This window comes from Paenibacillus arenosi (genome assembly GCF_014841135.1).
GTDB lineage: Bacteria > Bacillota > Bacilli > Paenibacillales > Paenibacillaceae > Paenibacillus_B > Paenibacillus_B arenosi.
The window spans coordinates 16,865-37,884 of record NZ_JACYTN010000027.1 but is presented as its reverse complement, the minus strand read 5'-3'; the positions used below and the strand labels follow the sequence as shown (position 1 = coordinate 37,884).

The window sequence follows — 21,020 nt, the reverse complement described above, 5'->3', positions numbered from 1 at the left end:
TAAATGCTTATCCTTACTTTATTTTCAATCACTGTTCTGCCATCGTTAAGCCTACACTTGAACGTACGATCGGCAGGCGATAGTCGAATACTTCGGTTTGAGTCCATGTCAGCTTCAGATCATCGAAATCGTTCCAACTTAACAGCAACTTGTCCAAATTAGCCCAAGACAAGTACGTATATTCGTACTCGATACTCAAATGCGCTGGAATTAACGCCCGCAGCGAAGCTTGCAAGTCTTCCAAATTCGGTGGAATGCCCATCTTGCCAATGAACGTAATCACGATCTTGTATTGAGAAGCAAACTCTTGAACGCTAACCTCACCATTCGAATACGATTCAGCTACGCTGCGGATGACGTCTGCTGTTACCGTGCCAATCCCTCTCAGCTTCGACTTAATAACCGCTCGGCGTTGTTCGAGCGGCTTTGTGGGCTGCACAGGAATACCACAGAAACGTTCCCATCTATCCAGTCCAAAGGTAGCGGTATCGACATAGAATTGACGCAGCAGTTCCGCCGTATTCCCAGCTACTTTTCCAAGCTGAGCCGCTTCTGTATCCAACAGTTCTCGATACAATAGCGATTCAAGCAGAAATTCCGGAACAGACTGCCGCATTTGCTCCCTAACAAAGGCTAACTCGTTCGAAGCAGCCTTCGTCGATCCTTCTTTTATAAGGCTCGCGATCATACAACCTTCACCGTCCCTAGTACGGCGACTTGGTCAGCTTCCAGTACAAGGTTTTGAGTTCCGCCATTCAAGCGAAGACTGGTGTAATCCAATACCGAAGACGAATCCAACACAGCATTCGCAATGCGCGCAATCCTTACGACAGGATCACGGAATGCAAGCTTGCCCAAATAATCCGTCGCACTGCGCTCAATCTCAGCACGAACAAGCGCCAAATCTGTTCCTTCTTGCGTCAAGGAAACATCCACTTCGATATGAACAGGTACTTCCTTAGCCGCAACAATGGTAACTTCTGCGCCAATCGGACGCATTTTCTCGATATGCTGCTTCACCTCATCGATCAATCCTTGTGCTGGAGCACGTTGTTCTGTACTCAACAGAACAACCTTGACGGTTCCAGGACCATTCCACACGGGAAATACCTTCGCATCCCCTATGCCCGCAATGTCCATGGCCCATTGCATATAATGATCCACATTGCCGCTCGTTGCAGGATTACGTACCTTCGCCAACAAGCGAGCCAACAATTCGCTATCTGTCTCTCCGTCATATCCCCCATAGGTGGAACTATCATTCGTCACAGATTGTACGCCTGCCAGCTCCGTAATGACTGTGTTAATCAAGCCTGCGGGCACATTGCCAGATCCACCTAACTCCACTGCGGTGATATCAACCCGAACGGGCTGGGAATCTGCGAATACCACTTCTTGCGTTGTCTGGAACAACGTCCCGCTCGCGGTAGCTACAATGGCGCCCTTCGTAATCACAGATCCTGCACGGCCGCTGAATCGAACGCTGCCTTGTGCAGCTTCAGGAGCTTTGCGCTGCAAGCCATGCTCATCGGCTCTCATATCGAGATAAGGACCATTCGTTGTCTCGGCGAATCCTAGTCTCAACACATCCTCCAACTGCTCATAAACTTGCTCCAGCTGAAGAGCTGCCGGGGATAGCACATCATAGACGAAAGTCCCTTCTCGTTTGGCTACTTGCGAAGTTTGCAAACCTTCCAGCATTTCATCAAGCAGCTTTCTCCATGTTTGCTGTTCATACATCGACTGTCACCTCCCCGTAAATCGTATTGACGACTACATGTATGCGCAGTTCGTCTCCAATCAATTGAATATTTGGCGGCTCAATGTCCGAGATATAAGGGTTAACTAGCAGGGCCTCCCGAATAAATCGTTCAGCTTCACTGCGCTGGATTGCAGGAGTATAAGCACTGCCGATTAGCGTTTCAAACTCGCTGCCATACTCCAAACTATACGCTGGATATCGATAGCGCTGCGTTTTCAGCGCCTTGTATATCCACACTTTCAAAGCCTCATTGCCTGCTAAAATAACAGGCTGGCCATCTCGCAGGATGAAATCATTTCGTTCATAGTCCCAGGCATACTCTTGAAACAAAGGCAATCCTTCTGCTTGCTCCATTGCAGTGTCCGATGCCTCTTCCATAAATGGAAAGCTCGTATCCATCACGGTCTCACCACCCTGCATAACACGACAAATTGCTGATTATCTACCAGCGGCATGACAGCTACTTTTTCGCCCACTAACAACTCACGCCCTTGTAAAGAATCAGCAATCCATAGTTCGTCTCGGTCTAATTCCAACCCCATTACCTTTACTTTAAAGTTGGGTATTGAAGCTGTTACTTCTCCAATTAACATGGTAGGCGGATTCAGCTTCGCCCCTTGCTCGCGAATATAATCCACCAGCCACGACCACTGCGACATTCCGCCACCTCCTTATTCGGCCACACGCTCATCCATCATTTTCTGGAATTGCAAATCTAACTGAATCGAATGCTGACCATTCTCAAACGTATGCGTGTCCCCACCAACAAAAAATAGACCTGTTCTGCCGAACAAGCCATGATTCATCTTAATCATATGTCCTGTGATCATATCGATCATATCGGGGCCTCCCTGCACCTGAGCGGAAGCCGTTCTTTGCATTCCCATTAGCTGAGCTGTACCAGTCGTCTTTACATCTTTCTTATCTTCTTTTTGAACCGTTGCTTGAAGTTTACCGTATCTATCTTTCCAACCTTTATTCTCAACCGAGTCGAGAAGCTTGCCATCTTGGTCTATAACACGAACAACATTGATCATACTTTCGATATCTTCATCGTAGCTGGCATCAAGCAGATTCGAAGCGGAAGAAAGCATTCGTTTTGCAACGACTTCTCCAGAAGAAACGACGGTAAGTTTGCCTTTGTCCATACGAGGAATATATAGCGGCCTTCCTTTTGTTTTTTTAGACACTAACGTGTAAGCCACCATAATCGCTTCATAAGCCGTTTTTCCCATATGAATAAAGCTTAACTTCACCTTTGAATCAGGCAATTTCCCAACAGGGACACCCAAATCCGCGCATATCATCTTCACGATTTTATCTGCTTCCAAGTCTTTAAATTTCATCGATACACTCGATTTCAGCAAATAAATAAGCCGATCGTACGCGCTGTAGCTTACTTCCAAACCAGCGAGTGTTTTTCCTTTTCGGAATATATATCCTTGAAATATCTCTTGATCATTTTCTCCAATTAAATGGACAACTTCCCCCACCTCCATGGCTACATAGGGCAGGTTGCGATCCATTTTTGAAGTAAGAACAGAGAATTCAAGCTTGCGTGCAGCTTCGCTCAACGTACCGCTCCATGTGATACGAGTTACCAGCGCTGTAATATCCTCTGTATGTCCTGAACGGGATTTATAAATCAGTTTCACTGAGCGCACCCCAATTCAGCACATATTTTGTACCTGGCTTTAACGTATGATTCGAATTTAGAAGCTTATTGAGCTTCACAAGACTCTTCCATTTCTTGCCATCACCGAGCAGTTTGCGTGCGATCCAGTACAGAGTATCCCCATAATTCACTACATAAGTTTTGGATCCATACTTCAGCAATTGCTGTTTTCTCTGCTTTGGATTTACTACATTCTGATTTCGAGGGTTCAAAAATCGATATTCTTTCAAATCAAGTGTGAAATAAACATCCTCCGGTCCGTGCTTTTGTGAATAGTTAAAATTTTCAATTGCCATCGCCTCGTTTATGCTCAAGCCTTGACCATAAATTATAAGTCGAATAGGCTGCCCACTGTCACGCCACCGTTCTATGCGCTCCACACTGGATTCCGGAGTAGGGAAATGCTTGTACTGACAAAGACCATCGTCTCGAATCGGAAAATAAGAGCTAAGCGAAATAGCTTTCAATCTTCGCTTGCCTATCACATTGACTTCTCCAAGTTGATGAATGTTAACCGGAGTCAATGTTGATCCCGTCTGCATTTCAAAGGTTTGTGGTGGAACAGCCAGTCTAAGCTGTTCCTCACCGTTTTGAAAAGACAACCAGAATTCAATCATACTCGTTCACCTCCTTTAAGCCATGTTAACAACGGCTCCTTCCAGCTCAGCGCGCAGCACTTGTGCCCATTTTGCAAAGTCGGCTTCTTCACGCGCTACTGGGTGATTTAAATTGATCGTAACGCCGCGTCCACCAAATCTGCCATTTCGATATTGATTCGCTTCCTGAGCAGTAAGCACTGCCTCATTTCTATGAAGCAAAGCTGGATAATTATCTCGTGGCACAGTACGCAAACCTGCCGCATGCGGCTTCGCTTGCGGATCTTTACGATCTTGCGGCGGTGTTGTCTCGCCCGTTATCCAGTCCACGAGATTACCGAATCGATCGCCAAGCCAGCTCATCGTATTTTTAATAGCCTCTAGGAGCGGCTCGAATACACTCCACAACATATCAATCGCAGGTTTGAACTGATCCTCGATAACAAAGGCAGCTAGTCTTAAGGCATCCTGTAAAAAGGTGAAAATAGGCTGCATCGTTTCCCAAGCTTTTGTTAAAATAGTTTGAATCGTTGGCCAAGCTTCTTCCCAGGCCTTCCATAAGCTTTGAAATACATCCATAACTCCGCTGATTAAAGGAGCAACTGTAGTAAACACTGAACCGAGTGCATCTTTAAAAATAGGCATATTATCATAGACCCACTGGAATACATTCTTAAATAAAGACATAAGCTGTTCAAAAATAGGACCCATCGTAGCACTCACTTGTCCAACCGTCGTTTGAATCCCATTAATAATTTCTGGCATTTTAGGTTGAATCCAAGTAACAAAAGCAGTCAAGTGCCTTACTACGGCACTAATGCCAGCCCCTGCAAATGCTCCAAGAGTCTGAAATACAGGACGAAATCCTTGCACCAAAGTAATTAACTGTGACAACCCAGGCTTAATTGCGGCAAGCATCTCTATACCAGCATCCTGCAAACCCGCTGTTAATGAATTTTTGAGTGTATTAGCCATACCTTTGCCTGTTTGCGCATATTTGTCTTTTCCACCTGCAAAGGTAGTATTCAAGCTTTTACCCTTTTCATTTACAACTTTTGAGAAATCACCGTTAGTAGCAGACTTTACACTGCCTTTACTCGCTGTAAATCCAAAATCCGTAAGTGCGTCTGCTTTACCACTCTTTAGTTCCTGTAAAGCGTTTACTGCATCTCCTACCGTTTTCCCGGGATTCAGGGCGGCGATATTTTGAGCTGCTTCAAGCATATCCTTTGCGGCCTGGGTGTCACCACCAGTAATTTTGATAGCATCCATACCGGCTTTCATCATCTCATCTGTTGAAAACGGCCCAGAAGAACCCAGTTCACGGAGTTTATTGATATATTCCGTTGATGCATCTCCAGCCGCTCCATTTGCTTGCGTATCACCAACAATATGTTGAATACTGATCATTTGCTGTTCCAAATCCATAGCACTGCCGACGGCGAGTTTTATACCTTGAGCAAGCATTCTACCTACGTTCTGTGCCAATCGACTGAGACCTGTAATTTGATTCGCAATTGGTTGCGTATTCGCAGTTAGTGGTACGGGAACAGGTTTTAGAAGGAACCCCTTATTAAAACTGATTAAACTAGGCTGCAAGAATAGTCCCTTATTACTATTTTTATAAGCTATTTGCGGCGTAAAGCCACCTCTCGTTCTTGTCGTTGTATCATCTGGATTAACCTGGTTAATTGCAGACGTATCAACCTTCAGCCTATAAGTCTTTTCAAAAATTTCATCCAGCGTCTTGCCGATATTTTTTACGGTTTCGTGCATTTTCCTAAACTCTCGATGTAGCTTCCTCGCCTGATTAATCGAACCTACCAAGCTACTTGCACCACCATCGCTCGGTGTCCCTGAAGCCCCCGCCGAACCTGCGCCACCACTGCTTGAACCTCCAGATCCAGCCGCTGCTCCGCCTGTACCACCTGCACCTGTACTCATTCTTCTTCACCCCCTCTATAAAGCGGACATCGTAACGAACACATTGCCTGTCTTCGCAGCCTTATGGCGCTCCTCCAATTCCATCTCAAAGAACGCACGGATAAGGTGTCGCTCGCCGGCTGACATCGACTGTATAATAGAAGGCCGGATGCCTTTTCGGCTCCAATAGTAATAGAGCATTTCGCCATAGCCATCCGACCTTATTCGTTTTTTAGCTCTTCCAAGGAACCTTCGCCAAATCCAGAAAGCGAGGAAATGATGTTGTAAAGCTGCGTAATTTCGCCGGGTAGAAGGAGCTTCGAGGACTCCAACAATTGTTTCGGCGTAGAAACACCATATGCCTCCAGCAAGCGAGCATCTTTCAAGTCAGGCTCCACAATGCCTTTCAACAGCGTGAACAACTGAACTTGGCTTGCACTGAAGCTTTCCAGCTCACCCTTTTTACTCACAGACATCGAGATTTCTTGAATCTCCTCGAACTCGTCCATCGTTAGTGCTTGGCATTTGAAAATAACAGGCTCACCTGCGATCTCGCTGAGTCGTTTCAATTCTACTTCTTTGGAAGGACGGCTCAACTTTCCTTGTCCCAATCCTAGCAATAGATCAAATGTAGATTTACTCATATTGATAACCCCTTTTCTGATTTCAATGTTGTATGGAAATAACAAAAAGACGGCATACCTAGTACACCGCCTGTCATTGGCTCATTTTTGCAACATCATGCACGCTGCATGCTAAATTACACATCATTAAATAGATGATTTAACTGTCCAATCCGTAAATGTAAATGGTGCTTCAAGTTCGCCCTTCTTCTTCAATTCCCAGTTCACCAGACTTAGGTCATTAAAGCACGCATCCTTAATCTCAATAATTTCTACACCATTGACAGAAGGATCGTCCAATCTGGACATAATTTTGAAACGCGGATTAATGCCACGCTTAATCTTTTCACTGATCAGTTTGATCATACGAGAATTTGCTTTGTGCATTTTCATCGTACCTGTACCCTTATAGCCCATAAACTTGGAATCGGTCGCGAATTTGCCGGTAATAGGCACATCTTCCTTCTCAATCTCAATTTTCGCTTCAAGAGATAGCGCTTCAGCAACATAATCCCCATCCAACCATACCTCTCCGAACGTTCCAGACATTACTTGTTCACCAGAAAAAGCCATCTATAATTCCTCCTTATTCGTATCATTGCAATTTGTTAAATTCAATACTACTGTGCTTACAAATAAACACTAATCTTCACGTCTTCGATTGCATCCAACGGACGCTGTGTTGCCGTCAAAAATACTTGATCGCGCGTATTCGCTTCTTTCAACTGCTGTTCCGTCATTTTAGCAACTTCTTCAGCTCCAAGAATTGATTTCAAGTACGTGCGCTGCGCAGCTAAATCGATATCAATGATATTTTTTCCTGGATCAAGAATACCTTCTTGCTCCAACACTTCGTAATACGCGTTAATCGCAGAAATAAGCAGAAGTTTATTCATATAGGAATTTTGCACCTTGCCGATATAATGATCTTCGATCGTTGCTTTCATATCGTGGTACGTCTTGTTCAAGATGCGCACGACTTTAATCTTCTTCCAGTCCGCACCGAGTGCTTCTGTAACCGTTAAGAACGATGTAACGCCGCGAGCGATCTTCACTTTTTCACCGTCATGGAACAAAATCAATTTGCCAGCCTTAACAGCTGCATCTGCATCTGCCTTCGTCAGCTTCGGTACATTCGTCACTTCAGGCAACGTCTGGAACGTCGGCGCAACTGTCAGTGGCAAGCCTGCAATCAAGCCCGCAATACGTGCCGTATATTGGCTAGCTGTGTATGTCTTCGCACCAACTTCAATGTTGTCGGTAGCAAAGTTAATAACAGCAGGGTGATCCGCTGCTGCATGCGGCAGCACAGCTAGAATACGACGCTCTTTATTTGTAAACATCGATTTCGCCCAAGTGGACAGAACAGCAACTTCTGCATCTTTAACACCAGGGAAAGCAACAACATTGAATGTGATCGTCTCCAAACGATCCAATGCAGCGCTATAATCAACAGCAGCGGCCGGGATAACAACCAACTTCACTTCCTTAGGAAGACCAACCATCCCTTGTTGAATATAAGCTAGGTTTTCAGCACTCAATCCAGCCGGTACATCCTCGATGCCAAACAACGTATATTCCTTCACATCATTTACAGATGCATCTTTCAATACAAGTGCCAGTACACCAACAGCACCTTGTTCTACAGCACTTGCTGCTTTTTGTTTGAATTCAATTACTACACTAGGCAATCCCATCGATTACTCCTCCTTAATAATGAACAGATACTTTTTTAATAAGATCATGCTGTACAGTCGGATCCTCAAGCTCAGCCGCTAACGTAATGCGGACAAATGTGTCTGCTCCTCTTGTGCCGCCTTTTACAGACACCCTATTGAACACGTTCCCACTGTTATCTTTCAGTTGATGCAGCGCGCTAAAATGACTGCGAATACGCTCTGACGCTGTTAGCTGCGCTCGCCCATCAGGCGCATCCCCGATTAGCGGCGGCACATACACCACTTGCCAAGTCACTTCTGACGCTGTCGTTCTGGCACTTGCTCGCTCATCTTTAGCCTTTAAGAGCTGTACCCACACAGCAGGTCGCTGCGGTACAGCTGGCAGATACCCTGCATACCACGCCGTTACTTCTGGCAGCAGTGAACGCATTCGAACTTGCAACGCCTCATAGCTTGCTTCCCACATAGTAGATTGTCATTCCCCCCTCTCTTTCGCTGATTTGTAGAGGTTGTTCAGAAAGTCCATCCTTTTTGAACACGCACTTGTTGGCATAAAAAAATCAAACGCAAAACCGAATCACACATGTTCTGCGCCTGCCCGCGCCTTTGTTCCATTGTGGAACCGGTGTGTCGTTTGCGTTTGATTTCGTAATATCAATTTAACATGTCTAGAACAAAACGCTTGATGGGATTCCTATTAATTAACTACGAACGTTTGTTCTTATTTTTGTGTTAAATCATTTCGCTATTGTTGAGTTTTTTTTGCACTCTCTCGCCTTCCTCCGTGAATATTTTCTGACGTGTCTTCGATCCACCCTTGAACGATCCATGACTGATTCTCGACTTATCCGTGACTAATCGCTGTCACCCCGTATAGTGACGAAATATCATATATAAAAAATGCCCCTATCCCTTGTAGTGGGAGAGGAGCAAAGTAAAAGCTAGTTCAAGCTAAAGCTACGATTGAGATCCAACTTTACTTCGAAGTTCTGAGGAAATGGACAGCGAATAATTTATCGAACGTCTCCATATATGACTTTATCAATTTTGGATCCGTGGGATTTTCCGTAACATTGAGCGCCAGCATCTTTTTACCATCCCTTGTTCCTATTACATAAGAAGTAGAACCATCCAAACCACCACTATGCCCCCAAACCGATACGTTAGAAGATAGTTTGTGCTCAAAAACACCGAGTCCTGCATAATAGTTCGGCATTAATTCTGACTTTACCGTAGTAAACATTTGCTTCATTTCTTTCGGTTTTAGCAATTTCCCAGCCAATAACGCACTTAGAAATCGTTGCAAATCATCGGCAGTCGATATCATTTCGCCGCCAGCATTAGCCCAAGATGGGTTCATCTCCGTAATATCTTGTAAGTTGTTAGATCCATTTCCTTTTGTATAGCCTCTAGCATGAGGGTTGGGCAGCTTTGAAGACGTACCTGGAAGAAAGGTATGTTTTAATCCTAGCGGTTTGATTATACGTTTCTGAATTTGCTCAGCATACGTCTGCCCTGTAACCTTTTGTATGATGCGGCCCATTAGCAATGTATTCGTGTTCGAATAGTGTGATTTTTCACCAGGTGCAAATACCGGTTTGACTTTAAGTCCTATTTTAGTAAGTTCATCTGCTTTGTAGGTTTTAAACCGATTTTCAATGAACCCCTCCTGAAAACCTTCAGACCATACATAATCACCAAGTCCGCTCGTATGCTGCAACAGATGCCGAATCGTTATTTTATTACCATCATACCCGTTACCCTGCACAACACCTGGCAGCCACTTTTCGACTGTGTCGTCCAAACTCAGCTTACCTTCTCCTGCCAACTGTAGCGCCACGACTGCCACAAATGTTTTTGTAATACTACCAATTCGAAAATGGAAATCAGACTGCATACTGCGTCCTGATTTGATATTAGCCTTACCAGCGGTATATTGTTTCTTCACTCCGTTATCCAGCGTTTGCAGGAGTACTCCCGGAGCACCTTTCTTGACTAATTCATTAAGTATTTTTTGAATAGCTGCATCCTTGGCCATGTTGTTGTTTGTCGCCTGAGATTTTATATTTTTATGGGAACTGGCTGCTGCATGCGCCGTATGTACGCCTCCAACAGGCAGCATAATCGTTCCTGCCAACATAATCGCCGTGCTCATCAAGATCAATTTTTTCAAGTTCATTTCAACCACTCCTATAATTCATCAAATATGCTACCTCCCAAAGATATTCAAATCATTGTCCTGTTTCCTAGTGATGTAATGTCATAGTGACATCATGTAGTATCATAATGACGTAATGTTACGTAATGTCATATCACACAAAAAAAGCCCATCCCGTACAGGGATGAGCCTTCCATATAGTAAGCCATTCGTTAATACTGAACAACGAACCGACCTATGCCTTCTGTTCTCCAAAGAACATCTCAAAAGCTAGCGCTGTTTGTATGCGCGACTCATCATCTGTCAGCTTGCGCACTAACTCCATCTCAACCTCTGTTACCTCTTCTCCTTGGAAGTTAATTTCCGCGATAGAAGCAACGATTTTGACAATGGCAACTGCTGTATTATCTGGTGTATACGCGATTACTTTCTGACCTGTTGGGAAAATACGCAAGCCCGATTTCTTCATTTTCCCGCGTCCATATTCTAATAATTCGTACAACTCTTGCTCGCTTTTGAATTTGCATACCGAATTGAACTCTGTCTGGAACCCCACAATAACCGCTCCTCCCTGCATCTTAATACTTCTATTGAAGCACGAAACATTATGGGATGGCAATGTGAGATAAGGTAATCCCTCCATATTCATAAATAAGCACAGAGGCACCATAATCAACAAATCGCATTCTACTGCTCACAATCAGCTAATACGAAGCAATTCCTTCTCATTCAACTTGCGATCAATAAGCCGCTCAATTCGCAGCTCCAGCATTTTCTTCAAACGATCTCGATTACTCGCTGGCAGCTTACGAACTCGCACCTCTTGCTCTATCTTTTCATGGATCCGAGCACTCATCTTCTGGACAATAGCCTGACGTTCTACCCCTTTCGTATGTGCGTACTCAACAAGGGACTTTCCTTCCGCCGTAGCCTTGTGCCAAGCATCTGCTCCCAGTCCAAGATCCACGAGCACCTCACTTAATTGAAGCTTCTTCATTTTCAAACCAATATGCTCTTTACCAATAGGTCGCTGTCGCTGTTCTTGAAACGAGCCCTGTTCCCCAGCTGAAAGGGACGTATAAGCAGAGAACACCTCTTTACTTGCATATGCCCCAACATGTATGGCTACAAAGATATTGGTAGCCACAATAACACCCAACATCATGAGTTTGGAAGCTTGCCGTTTCATATCTAATTCCCTCCGTCGGTACTTATATACGAATCAGTATGTCCACGGCACTGCACTTTTTATCTCTATCACCAAAAAAGCGTACCGACAACTTACACGAAGTAAGCTGAGAGCACGCTCCTACCTAAATATTTATTCAAACTGCTGAAATGATAGATACACAAATACAGTTACACATTTACATAATGAAGCTTCTGCTTCGCTGCATAACGATTCAAAGCCAGCTCAATCAAATCATCCAACAATTGCTGATATGGCTTGCCCGTTTCTTTCCACATCAATGGATACATACTGTACGGAGTAAACCCTGGCATTGTGTTTACTTCATTAATAAATACCTGACTATCGGAACGGCGCACGAAGAAGTCTACTCGAGACAATCCAGAGCCATCGATCGCACGATAAGCGCGAACTGCCATCTCACGAATGCTAGCTGCCAATTCAGCATCCAGCTCAGCTGGAATTTGCATACCGGATTTGCCATCGATATATTTAGCTTTGTAATCGTAGAACTCATTGGAAGAAATAATTTCACCCGTTACAGAAGCTTGCGGCTCGTCATTACCCAGTACACTGACCTCAACCTCACGAGCATCTACAAATTCTTCGATAATGACCTTGCGATCATATTGAAGAGCAAGTTCGATAGCTGCGATTAGCTCTGCACGATTGCGTGCTTTCGATATGCCCACAGATGAGCCAAGATTAGCTGGCTTAATGAAGCAAGGATAGCCAAGTTCCTCTTCCGTTTGACGCAAGATCTGTTCCTGATCACGGTTCCATTCTGCACCGATAAAATGAACATACTGAACTTGAGGCAAACCTGCATCTGCAAATACAAGTTTCATAAACGCCTTATCCATGCCGACAGCTGAAGCCAGAACGCCTGCGCCTACATAAGGGACGTTCGCCATTTCGAACAAACCTTGAATCGTACCATCTTCACCATTCGTTCCATGAATGAGTGGGAACATAACATCAATGGCAGCTTCAACTGCTGTGCCAGCACTGCGATCCAAACTGCGGAACAACATATCCATAGCCTGCACCGTGCCACCTTTTGCATCCAACAGCTTCAATTGTTCTTTATCTGCAAATGGAGTGTTCATCAAGCTGCCTACACGCCATTCTCCTGCTTGTGTAATAAAGAATGGGATCATTTCATATTTGTCAAAATCAAAAGCATTCATAACCGCGAACGCTGTTGATAACGATACTTCATGTTCTCCGGATTTGCCGCCGTATACAAGGCCGACGCGCATTTTACGTTGTTTATCCATAAGCCCCTCCATTTAGCGCATATCGCGCAGTTAGTCTATCCATGACGTACCTTAGGCTTTGCTGACTGTACCAAAATACCGGCAACATGCAATTCATAACTTCAAGCGGTTAGAATACGTCTGTTATGTGGAAAAAGCGATACGCTGTCGCTTCCGTCCATGCGTAAGAATCTTGATAATCCCAGTAACGGTGACGACTGTTCGTCGTATGAGCGTTCACGAGCGGCATACCGTTCAGGTCAAACGAAGTTACAATTGAACTGTGCTGATAATGTCCGTTGCCATCCCAATCATAAAGGATAACATCTCCAAGCTTCAGTTCTTTCGGGTGATCCACTGCAATTGCTCGCAATCCTGACTGATTATACGTCAAATAAATTTCTAAGCTATTGGATACCGCCCAACTGTAGCTCCACGCTTCGCGATCGGCTATCATCCCTCTGTACCACCAGCCTAATTCTCTTTTACCAGTATAGTTCATGGGTGCTCCACCTGCAAAGAGACATTGTGATACATAGTTCGTGCAATCGACCTCGAATTGTAAAAATTGAGGGTTGGGTTCATTCCAATACAATTCTGCATACTCCACAGCCATTTCACGGCGATAAGGAGTCAGATTGGCTGGTTTGGAGTGACCAAGCACATTTCGATTTAGAAATGGTCGCGTTGCAGACCGATGCTCCTGCATCAGCTTTTTATCCTGTAGGAGCGTCGACATCGGCTTCCGTTCTGGGGTAGCATGCTCAATCTGGGCAATAACCCAGTCTCCCCCTTCCTTGACAAGCACAACTCGTTCCGATTCCAGTCTCTCTTCTATTAAGGTATTTCCTTTTTGCTGACCAATACGCTGAACATGGAATTCCAAGTCAACATGTACTTCTCCTTCTGCTTCACGTACACGATTTAATTTGGCCTTCGTCTGGGACTTAATCGGCTCAAGGTCACGCTTCCGATACCAATCACGCAGTCGCTGCCTGCGTTCACTCATCATGAGCACATATCTTCTATCCGTAATTGGCGTAAGAAGTGCTTGAGGACGTTCGTCAACTTCATGCCGATTATGCTGTTCTACATAAGCGTATAATGTCGTCTTCCATGCCTGCCTCATCTTCCTGCCTCCTCCTGTCCATCGCCTATTCATCTAAATTCATATGTATGCCCAACTTGTCTCGTACATGTCGATGTGAAACATTTAGGCATATTTTTGAAGCAAAACATCTTTACCAGCGTCACTAGAAACGATATACTTGTATTGTAAATATGAAATGAGGTTTCATTAGATGAAACATTCTCATTTGATAAAGAGGAATTGAGGAGTTTACAACGATTACCACTAACTAGATATTGCAATCACAACCATGAAGGAGGTCCTTTACATGACAAGAAATAATGCATATTCCGCTCAGCGCGAGCTGACAGTTGGAAGCAAGTCCTATCGTTACTACAGCTTGGATGCACTAAACACGCAAGGATTCAACAGTATTTCTCGCCTACCGTTCTCTATTAAAGTTCTTCTTGAGGCAGCTATTCGTCAATTCGACGGCCGTGCAATTACGCAAGAACACGTTAAACAAATCGCGAACTGGGCTGAAGAGCGTGATGGAAACAAAGAGATTCCGTTCATCCCTGCACGTATCGTTTTGCAAGACTTCACAGGTGTTCCTGTTGTCGTAGACTTGGCAGCAATGCGCGACACGGTTAAAAAAGCAGGCGGTGATCCGAAGAAGATCAACCCGCTCGTTCCAGTAGACCTCGTCATCGACCACTCTGTCATGGTAGATGCATTCGGTAATAAAGACGCTCTTGAATATAATATGAACATCGAGTTCGAACGCAACGAAGAACGTTACCGCTTCCTTCGTTGGGCACAAACAGCGTTCGATAACTTCCGCGCTGTACCTCCAGCTACAGGTATCGTTCACCAAGTTAACTTGGAGTACCTTGCTTCTGTAGCAGCTACCAAAGAAGTAGACGGCGTAACTGAAGTATTCCCTGACTCCCTAGTGGGTACAGACTCTCATACAACCATGATCAATGGTCTTGGTGTTGTTGGTTGGGGTGTTGGCGGTATCGAGGCAGAAGCTGGTATGCTTGGACAACCACTTTACTTCGTTACACCTGAAGTTATTGGCTTCAAATTGACAGGTAAGTTGGCAGAAGGCGCAACAGCAACTGACTTAGCATTGACAGTTACACAAATGCTTCGTAAAAAAGGCGTTGTTGGTAAATTCGTTGAGTTCTACGGCCCTGGCCTTGAGCAGCTTGGCTTGGAAGACCGTGCAACAGTTGCGAACATGGCACCTGAATATGGCGCTACAATCGGCTTCTTCCCAGTTGATAACGTTACATTGAACTTCTTGCGTGCAACTGGCCGTAAAGAAGAGCAAGTACAATTGGTTGAAGAATACTACAAAGCACAAGGCATGTTCCGTACAGCTGACATGGAAGATCCAGTCTTCTCTGACACGATCGAGCTTGATATCGGCTCTGTTGTACCAAGCTTAGCAGGACCAAAGCGTCCACAAGACCGCGTTGAGCTAACGAACATGAAGAAAGAGTTCAACGACATTTTGCGTACGCCACTGGATAAAGGCGGCTACGGCTTGTCCGATGAGAAGATTGCTGAAGAAGTTACGGTTCAGCATCCTAACAACAAAGTAAGCAAGATGGGAACAGGTGCGGTCGTTATCGCTGCAATCACATCTTGTACAAATACATCCAACCCTAGCGTAATGCTTGGTGCAGGTCTCGTTGCGAAGAAAGCTGTCGAGCGCGGATTGGTTAAGCCTGAATACGTGAAGAGCAGCTTGACGCCTGGTTCCCTTGTCGTTACCGAATACTTGAAAAAAGTGAACTTGTTGGAGCCACTCGAAGCGCTTGGCTTCCACGTAGCTGGTTACGGTTGCGCAACTTGTATCGGTAACTCCGGTCCACTTCCAGATGAAGTTGGTCAAGCGATTGCGGACAACGATATGACAGTAGCAGCTGTTCTTTCCGGTAACCGTAACTTCGAGGGTCGCGTACATGCCCAAGTAAAAGCTAACTACTTGGCATCTCCACCGCTCGTTGTTGCTTACGCACTAGCTGGAACGGTAAACATCGATTTGGCTAATGATCCAATCGGCTATGATCAGAACAATGAGCCTGTATTCTTGAAAGATATCTGGCCTACTTCTGAAGAAGTACAACAAGCTGTTGCTCAAGCACTCAATCCACAAATGTTCATTGATAAATACGAGAACGTATTTACACAGAACGAGCGTTGGAATGAAATCGAAGTTCCAGAAGGCGAGTCTTATGAGTGGGATCCGAAGTCCACTTACATTCAGAACCCACCGTTCTTCGAGAACTTGGGCGATGATCTGGACGATATTACAGACATCAAAGATGCTAACATTATGGCGTTGCTTGGAGATTCCGTTACAACGGACCATATCTCCCCTGCTGGTAACATCAAAGCTGACAGCCCAGGTGGCGAATACTTGATTAATAACGGTGTACAACGCAAAGACTTCAACTCCTACGGCTCACGTCGTGGTAACCATGAAGTGATGATGCGCGGTACATTCGCGAACATCCGTATCCGCAACCAAGTTGCACCAGGTACAGAGGGCGGCGTAACGAAGTACTTGCCAACTGACGAAGTCATGTCTATCTACGATGCTTCCATGAAGTATCAAGCAGAAGGCAAAAACCTCGTTGTTATCGCGGGTAAAGAGTACGGTACAGGAAGCTCCCGTGACTGGGCAGCAAAAGGTACGTACTTGCTAGGCGTCAAAGCTGTTATCGCTGAAAGCTTCGAGCGTATCCACCGTTCCAACTTGGTAGGTATGGGCGTAATGCCACTTCAATTCGAAGCGGGTCAAAGCTGGGCATCCCTCGGCTTGACGGGTCGTGAGGTAATCTCGATCGAAGGATTGTCCAACGCAGTACTTCCAGGACAACAAGTGAAAGTAACTGCTGTTCGCGAAGACGGAACAGCGTTTGACTTCAACGCAATCGTACGTCTCGACAGCATGGTTGACGTTGACTACTATCGCAATGGCGGTATTTTGCAAACGGTTCTTCGTCAAATGATTGCTAACATGCGCACTCATGCTTAATTAAATCTTATAATTGTAGAGGACCTACCCGAGCAGCTTATTGCTTAGGAAGGTCCTCTTTTGTTATGTAACGATTATAATGCTCCTCTTCTGATCCGAATTGATCATTTGGAAGGAAATTCTTGGCATAATGCATTTATGTTCATCCATTTACTATCTCACTCCATACGTTCCGAAAAATAGGCGGCTGCATATGATGGATTACCCAAATGTAAGCCTATTCAAATTAAAGGAGGTATGAGTATTGTGTTGGAATTAACTTGGCTTCATGGGATTTATCTTATCTTCATCATGCTTATTATTGGCTGTCTCATTAAGCGCCGTGATACGACACTTGTTTGTATCGTCGGTATATTGCTTCTCGGCTGGTTCGCTACCTCCTCGCTGGTAGCAGCCGTCAGTGGTATTTTTTCTACGTTCATTTATGCCATGAAAGAACTTATGCCTACGATACTTATTATTTCGATTATCGTTGGTATGAGTCGTGTCCTGCTCGCATCAGGTATTCATGAAGCGCTCGTATCTCCGTTTACGCGCTTTATGCGCAGTCCTGCGATGGCTTATTGGACAATCGGAATTGTCATGATGACGATAAGTCTGTTCTTCTGGCCATCGCCTGCCGTTGCGCTTGTTGGTGCAGTGCTACTGCCAGCGGCGATCCGAGTTGGACTGCCGCTGCTAGCGGTCGCCATGGCGATGAACTTGTTCGGACATGGCATCGCTTTGTCCGGCGATTTCATCATCCAAGCTGCCCCCAAGCTAACAGCTGATGCCGCAGGCATTCCCGTAGAGAGCGTCATTAGTGCTAGTCTACCGCTTGTATTGGTCATGGGGGCGGTAACGACAGGCGCAGCCTTTTGCTTGATTCGGCGAGACTTAAGGTCAGGGCGACTGCAACCTACTAGCAGTACAATGGAGACCCGAGTAGTATCTAACGAAAATGTAGGCGACACAAATTCTACGAATATTTCATATATGGCGGCTCCTCCGGAAACTGGCTCTTCTCCTGATAGGGTTATCACTAACCTCGATAACCCTAATAATGCTAGTAATGATACCGATATCAATTTGACAGGTACTTTTGCACTCACTCCGCTGATAAAACGTTTATCAGCTATATTAATAGTCCTTCTATTTGCGCTCGATGTCATGATCTTATTCCGATATAATCTCCAAGGTGGTGAAGCCACCGCGCTTGTAGGTGGTACCGCCGTACTTATTCTCCTCCTCATCAATCTACTCACCTATCGTGGAAAAGGATTAGAACAAACGACGACACATCTTATAGATGGTTTCCTGTTTGGCTTTAAAGTGTTTGGACCTGTCATTCCTATCGCCGCGTTCTTCTATCTTGGCGATGCGGCTTTGACTGAGTTGTATGGTCCGGTGCTGCCGGCTGGTTCGCATGGTATCGTCAATGACCTTGGCGTTGCCCTAGCCCACAATGTACCCGTTCATCCGGCAGTCGGTGCTGTCACGATGACCGCCGTCGGCACGATAACGGGCCTCGACGGCTCAGGCTTCTCTGGCATTTCGCTGGCAGGCTCGGTCGCCAGCGTGTTCGGCAGTGCCATCGGTGGGGGCACTGCTACCTTAACCGCCCTAGGGCAGGTCGCCGCCATCTGGGTTGGCGGCGGAACGCTTATCCCGTGGGCGCTTATTCCAGCCGCTGCGATCTGCGGCGTTAGCCCGTTCGAGCTCGCACGGCGTAATCTTATTCCCGTATTCATCGGCTTAACGGCCACGACGCTGCTAGCAATCGTAATGCTTATGCTCAACATATGAATACGAACAAGGATGTGAAAAAGCGATGAGAGTACGCGCTTATCAGCAGCGTACTCCCATCGCTTTGGCCTTATTTTCAAAATGGTACAAGGGATATTTTCGTTTAACAGTTTAGTATTTTGATACTCTAGATTACAATTAGCTACAACTTGTTGCAATAAATTGTCTTTTCAATAAGGACAAATCATAGTTTTGTCTATACAAAGGTGGACATCATAGAGATATAGTCCCGAAACGCATTTCAACCCCCGCCCCCCACATCTAGTGCTTCAATAATATTCAACACACCAGATATAGGTTTCCGTTCAGCGAGCATGTATATACTTTTTAAAAATGTATGTCCACTATTGCGAAGACATTTTTAATAATATTCCATGTATAATAGACATTCACTCATTCATTTTTAGTAATACAAGCACGATTGGTCCACTTACACTCCTTATGTTGCTTATCTACTCATATTCCTTATTTCGCTTACTCTGCTTAGGTTAAAAGTTAATTTGATATGGCCTCTTATTATTGGATATAGCGAGGTAGTTTCACTTTATCGATAAGCAGGACACCGTCATAATGATGGCGCGGTACTATCAAAGACGCTCCATTTCCCCAAACATAAGATACTACGCGCTCAAACATCCAAGAGTTCCCACGTTCATTGTCACGATAGCGCAAATCCATAAACGTGTAAGGCTGCTTCGATGAAGATAAAATATCTTCCATCGATCCTGGAAGTAAAGGCTGTACAGGAACCGGCTTCCTTGTTTGATTTTCTGCCGATTCTCCGCTTGCCATATAAAGTCCCATGACGTAGCTTTGACGTTGGAGATTATCTGTCATAAGTTCTCCCATCCATTTATGGGAGCCATCAACAATTTGAGACTGCGCCTTGCTGATGTGGCCATTATGAGCCCAGACAATAAACTTCTCTTCTGGATAGACTTCCGTAGCAAGCCAAATCAAATTGTTCGCCATGGCACGATCACGCCATTCCGTTGCACGGTACATAGCTGCCACGCCTTCTTTTTCTATATCTATATTTACATTAATATTAATTTCAACATATTCGTTAATGAGGCGGATACGATCCTCAACCGCTCGTTCCATCAGTAGCACCATTTTCGGCTCATTCGGATATTGTTTCTTTAATTCATCCTCATGCGCTGTCACTTGCTCTAGTAATTTTTTATACAAATGAAGCAGTTCTGGCTTCGCTTTGCGGTAGCCCGTCAGATCTTTTCCGCGGCTCCATTTGGCCAAATCACTCTCTGCCTTCATGACTTGCTCTTGAAGCTTCTCCTCTTTTAACCACTGTGCATCTTTAAGCAGCGGAGTTTGTAATTGAATATCAAAGCCTAGCAACCGCAGCGGCTGCTGGCTATCCTGCGTATCCTTCATATATTGGAACAACGGAAGTGTCTCTTCTGTCCACCATACTTGAAAAATAGAGCGTTTCATTGTTTCTTCAGCCGTCTTGCTCTTCATTGTACCTTGCGCAATTGCCGCATCAGGAAGACCACTTTCAAAGGCAATGAAGTTATAACCCAATTGCTGATGCAAATATTGAATCAGACGTGTCTTCACCGAATTAAATTCAGCAGCGCCATGACTACTTTCTCCTAAATAGACAATCCGCTTATCCGCTAGCAATGGAATTAACATGTTGAGATCTTCAAAATTACTTTCCGGAATCGCCCCATTTACTCGTTTCTCCGGTTGAATGGATTTCAGAGCATAAGCATGGTCAGTCACATACTTTTTCCAATCGTCAATTGCCTCCGGGTAGTTACGGGCCATAAGTTTTTCTTTAGGATGTATCTTCTTGTTTGTCCGCTCTACTTTTTGGTCTCCTTGATGCTCAAGTTGCTTGCCCTGCTTGAAGTTGGAGTCACTTTGTGCAGAAGCAATATGGCTCGGTGCTGCAGCATAACTAATGGAATTAGTAGATGTTAATGCTACTGTCGCGGTCAATACAAGCAAAACAAAGCGGCGACATCGTGCAGACAACGGCTGGGATATGTGAGTTGATTTCACTGATTTCACTGGTTTCATTACGTTCAACTCCCTACTTTCAATATGGTTTATCTTGATTTCATCCTAGCAGTTACGCAAGATGAGCGTCTTGACATTTTGTGCTTTCTTATTTGGAAATAGGCAGCAGCTACCTATCTAAAATAAAAAAACGCTGCATCACTTCTCGATGCAGCGTTCGGCGTTACCTTTTCCATAAACCTATTTAACTGTCTATCT

Annotated in this window: 20 protein-coding genes; 2 read left to right on the top strand and 18 right to left on the bottom strand. The window is 44.9% G+C overall.

The annotated features are described in order from the left end of the window. Positions 1–28: 28 nt before the first annotated feature. The 17 genes from IFO66_RS20905 to IFO66_RS20825 form a co-directional block, all read right to left on the bottom strand. Complete coding sequence (locus IFO66_RS20905) at positions 29–688, bottom strand: putative phage tail protein (RefSeq protein ID WP_192026978.1); 660 nt, start codon at positions 686–688, stop codon at positions 29–31. Beyond that, positions 685–1,740, bottom strand: a complete 1,056-nt coding sequence (locus IFO66_RS20900) for a baseplate J/gp47 family protein (protein ID WP_192026977.1) — start codon at positions 1,738–1,740, stop codon at positions 685–687. The genes IFO66_RS20905 and IFO66_RS20900 overlap by 4 nt, the downstream gene beginning before the upstream one ends. Beyond that, on the bottom strand, positions 1,733–2,161 hold the full coding sequence (locus tag IFO66_RS20895) for a DUF2634 domain-containing protein (protein WP_225445957.1): 429 nt from the start codon (positions 2,159–2,161) through the stop codon (positions 1,733–1,735). The genes IFO66_RS20900 and IFO66_RS20895 overlap by 8 nt, the downstream gene beginning before the upstream one ends. After that, entirely contained in the window at positions 2,161–2,421 is a 261-nt protein-coding gene (locus IFO66_RS20890) for a DUF2577 family protein (protein ID WP_192026976.1), read from the bottom strand. Before IFO66_RS20890 ends, IFO66_RS20895 begins: the two co-directional genes overlap by 1 nt. A gap of 12 nt (positions 2,422–2,433) precedes the next feature. After that, on the bottom strand, positions 2,434–3,417 hold the full coding sequence (locus tag IFO66_RS20885) for an XkdQ/YqbQ family protein (protein ID WP_192026975.1): 984 nt from the start codon (positions 3,415–3,417) through the stop codon (positions 2,434–2,436). Further along, positions 3,401–4,054 carry a LysM peptidoglycan-binding domain-containing protein gene (locus IFO66_RS20880; RefSeq protein WP_192026974.1) on the bottom strand — a complete coding sequence of 218 codons (654 nt, stop codon included), beginning with the start codon at positions 4,052–4,054 and terminating at the stop codon, positions 3,401–3,403. Before IFO66_RS20880 ends, IFO66_RS20885 begins: the two co-directional genes overlap by 17 nt. Before the next feature lie 15 nt (positions 4,055–4,069). Next, positions 4,070–5,977: a phage tail protein gene (locus tag IFO66_RS20875; protein WP_192026973.1), complete on the bottom strand. Its 1,908-nt coding sequence runs from the start codon at positions 5,975–5,977 to the stop codon at positions 4,070–4,072. A 15-nt stretch (positions 5,978–5,992) separates the two neighbouring features. After that, entirely contained in the window at positions 5,993–6,157 is a 165-nt protein-coding gene (locus tag IFO66_RS20870) for a hypothetical protein (RefSeq protein WP_186786168.1), read from the bottom strand. A gap of 20 nt (positions 6,158–6,177) precedes the next feature. Continuing rightward, on the bottom strand, positions 6,178–6,600 hold the full coding sequence (locus tag IFO66_RS20865) for a phage tail assembly chaperone (protein ID WP_192026972.1): 423 nt from the start codon (positions 6,598–6,600) through the stop codon (positions 6,178–6,180). Between the two features lie 126 nt (positions 6,601–6,726). Further along, positions 6,727–7,152, bottom strand: a complete 426-nt coding sequence (locus tag IFO66_RS20860) for a phage tail tube protein (RefSeq protein WP_192026971.1) — start codon at positions 7,150–7,152, stop codon at positions 6,727–6,729. 56 nt (positions 7,153–7,208) lie between these two features. Then, positions 7,209–8,276 (bottom strand): phage tail sheath subtilisin-like domain-containing protein, encoded by a 1,068-nt coding sequence (locus tag IFO66_RS20855; RefSeq protein WP_192026970.1) that lies wholly within the window; start codon positions 8,274–8,276, stop codon positions 7,209–7,211. Positions 8,277–8,289: 13 nt separating this feature from the next. Beyond that, positions 8,290–8,724: a hypothetical protein gene (locus IFO66_RS20850; protein WP_192026969.1), complete on the bottom strand. Its 435-nt coding sequence runs from the start codon at positions 8,722–8,724 to the stop codon at positions 8,290–8,292. Between the two features lie 510 nt (positions 8,725–9,234). Next, the gene (locus tag IFO66_RS20845; RefSeq protein ID WP_192026968.1) at positions 9,235–10,437 is read right to left on the bottom strand and encodes a serine hydrolase domain-containing protein; all 1,203 of its coding nucleotides are present in this window, start codon (positions 10,435–10,437) and stop codon (positions 9,235–9,237) included. Between the two features lie 214 nt (positions 10,438–10,651). Continuing rightward, positions 10,652–10,972 carry a hypothetical protein gene (locus IFO66_RS20840; protein ID WP_192026967.1) on the bottom strand — a complete coding sequence of 107 codons (321 nt, stop codon included), beginning with the start codon at positions 10,970–10,972 and terminating at the stop codon, positions 10,652–10,654. 144 nt (positions 10,973–11,116) lie between these two features. After that, positions 11,117–11,605 carry a hypothetical protein gene (locus tag IFO66_RS20835; protein WP_192026966.1) on the bottom strand — a complete coding sequence of 163 codons (489 nt, stop codon included), beginning with the start codon at positions 11,603–11,605 and terminating at the stop codon, positions 11,117–11,119. Positions 11,606–11,775: 170 nt separating this feature from the next. Continuing rightward, positions 11,776–12,885, bottom strand: coding sequence for a D-alanine--D-alanine ligase (locus tag IFO66_RS20830; RefSeq protein WP_192026965.1), 1,110 nt, complete (start codon positions 12,883–12,885; stop codon positions 11,776–11,778). 109 nt (positions 12,886–12,994) lie between these two features. After that, entirely contained in the window at positions 12,995–13,993 is a 999-nt protein-coding gene (locus tag IFO66_RS20825; RefSeq protein WP_192026964.1) for an amidase domain-containing protein, read from the bottom strand. Between the two features lie 268 nt (positions 13,994–14,261). Between IFO66_RS20825 and acnA the strand changes: the two genes are divergently transcribed. Together acnA and IFO66_RS20815 are read left to right on the top strand one after the other, a co-directional pair. Next, entirely contained in the window at positions 14,262–16,988 is a 2,727-nt protein-coding gene (gene acnA / locus IFO66_RS20820) for an aconitate hydratase AcnA (protein WP_192026963.1), read from the top strand. A gap of 237 nt (positions 16,989–17,225) precedes the next feature. Further along, positions 17,226–18,773, top strand: coding sequence for a hypothetical protein (locus IFO66_RS20815; protein WP_225445954.1), 1,548 nt, complete (start codon positions 17,226–17,228; stop codon positions 18,771–18,773). A gap of 516 nt (positions 18,774–19,289) precedes the next feature. Here the strand turns inward: IFO66_RS20815 and IFO66_RS20810 are convergent. After that, positions 19,290–20,822, bottom strand: a complete 1,533-nt coding sequence (locus tag IFO66_RS20810) for an erythromycin esterase family protein (protein ID WP_192026962.1) — start codon at positions 20,820–20,822, stop codon at positions 19,290–19,292. Between the last annotated feature and the right edge of the window lie 198 nt (positions 20,823–21,020).

Coding starts and splice junctions, on each gene's coding strand:
- IFO66_RS20905 (WP_192026978.1), bottom strand. CDS start 688: ATGATCGCGAGCCTTATAAAAGAAGGATCGACGAAGGCTGCTTCGAAC.
- IFO66_RS20900 (WP_192026977.1), bottom strand. CDS start 1,740: ATGTATGAACAGCAAACATGGAGAAAGCTGCTTGATGAAATGCTGGAA.
- IFO66_RS20895 (WP_225445957.1), bottom strand. CDS start 2,161: ATGGATACGAGCTTTCCATTTATGGAAGAGGCATCGGACACTGCAATG.
- IFO66_RS20890 (WP_192026976.1), bottom strand. CDS start 2,421: ATGTCGCAGTGGTCGTGGCTGGTGGATTATATTCGCGAGCAAGGGGCG.
- IFO66_RS20880 (WP_192026974.1), bottom strand. CDS start 4,054: ATGATTGAATTCTGGTTGTCTTTTCAAAACGGTGAGGAACAGCTTAGA.
- IFO66_RS20875 (WP_192026973.1), bottom strand. CDS start 5,977: ATGAGTACAGGTGCAGGTGGTACAGGCGGAGCAGCGGCTGGATCTGGA.
- IFO66_RS20870 (WP_186786168.1), bottom strand. CDS start 6,157: ATGCTCTATTACTATTGGAGCCGAAAAGGCATCCGGCCTTCTATTATA.
- IFO66_RS20865 (WP_192026972.1), bottom strand. CDS start 6,600: ATGAGTAAATCTACATTTGATCTATTGCTAGGATTGGGACAAGGAAAG.
- IFO66_RS20860 (WP_192026971.1), bottom strand. CDS start 7,152: ATGGCTTTTTCTGGTGAACAAGTAATGTCTGGAACGTTCGGAGAGGTA.
- IFO66_RS20855 (WP_192026970.1), bottom strand. CDS start 8,276: ATGGGATTGCCTAGTGTAGTAATTGAATTCAAACAAAAAGCAGCAAGT.
- IFO66_RS20850 (WP_192026969.1), bottom strand. CDS start 8,724: ATGTGGGAAGCAAGCTATGAGGCGTTGCAAGTTCGAATGCGTTCACTG.
- IFO66_RS20845 (WP_192026968.1), bottom strand. CDS start 10,437: ATGAACTTGAAAAAATTGATCTTGATGAGCACGGCGATTATGTTGGCA.
- IFO66_RS20835 (WP_192026966.1), bottom strand. CDS start 11,605: ATGAAACGGCAAGCTTCCAAACTCATGATGTTGGGTGTTATTGTGGCT.
- IFO66_RS20830 (WP_192026965.1), bottom strand. CDS start 12,885: ATGGATAAACAACGTAAAATGCGCGTCGGCCTTGTATACGGCGGCAAA.
- IFO66_RS20825 (WP_192026964.1), bottom strand. CDS start 13,993: ATGAGGCAGGCATGGAAGACGACATTATACGCTTATGTAGAACAGCAT.
- acnA (WP_192026963.1), top strand. CDS start 14,262: ATGACAAGAAATAATGCATATTCCGCTCAGCGCGAGCTGACAGTTGGA.
- IFO66_RS20815 (WP_225445954.1), top strand. CDS start 17,226: ATGAGTATTGTGTTGGAATTAACTTGGCTTCATGGGATTTATCTTATC.
- IFO66_RS20810 (WP_192026962.1), bottom strand. CDS start 20,822: ATGAAACCAGTGAAATCAGTGAAATCAACTCACATATCCCAGCCGTTG.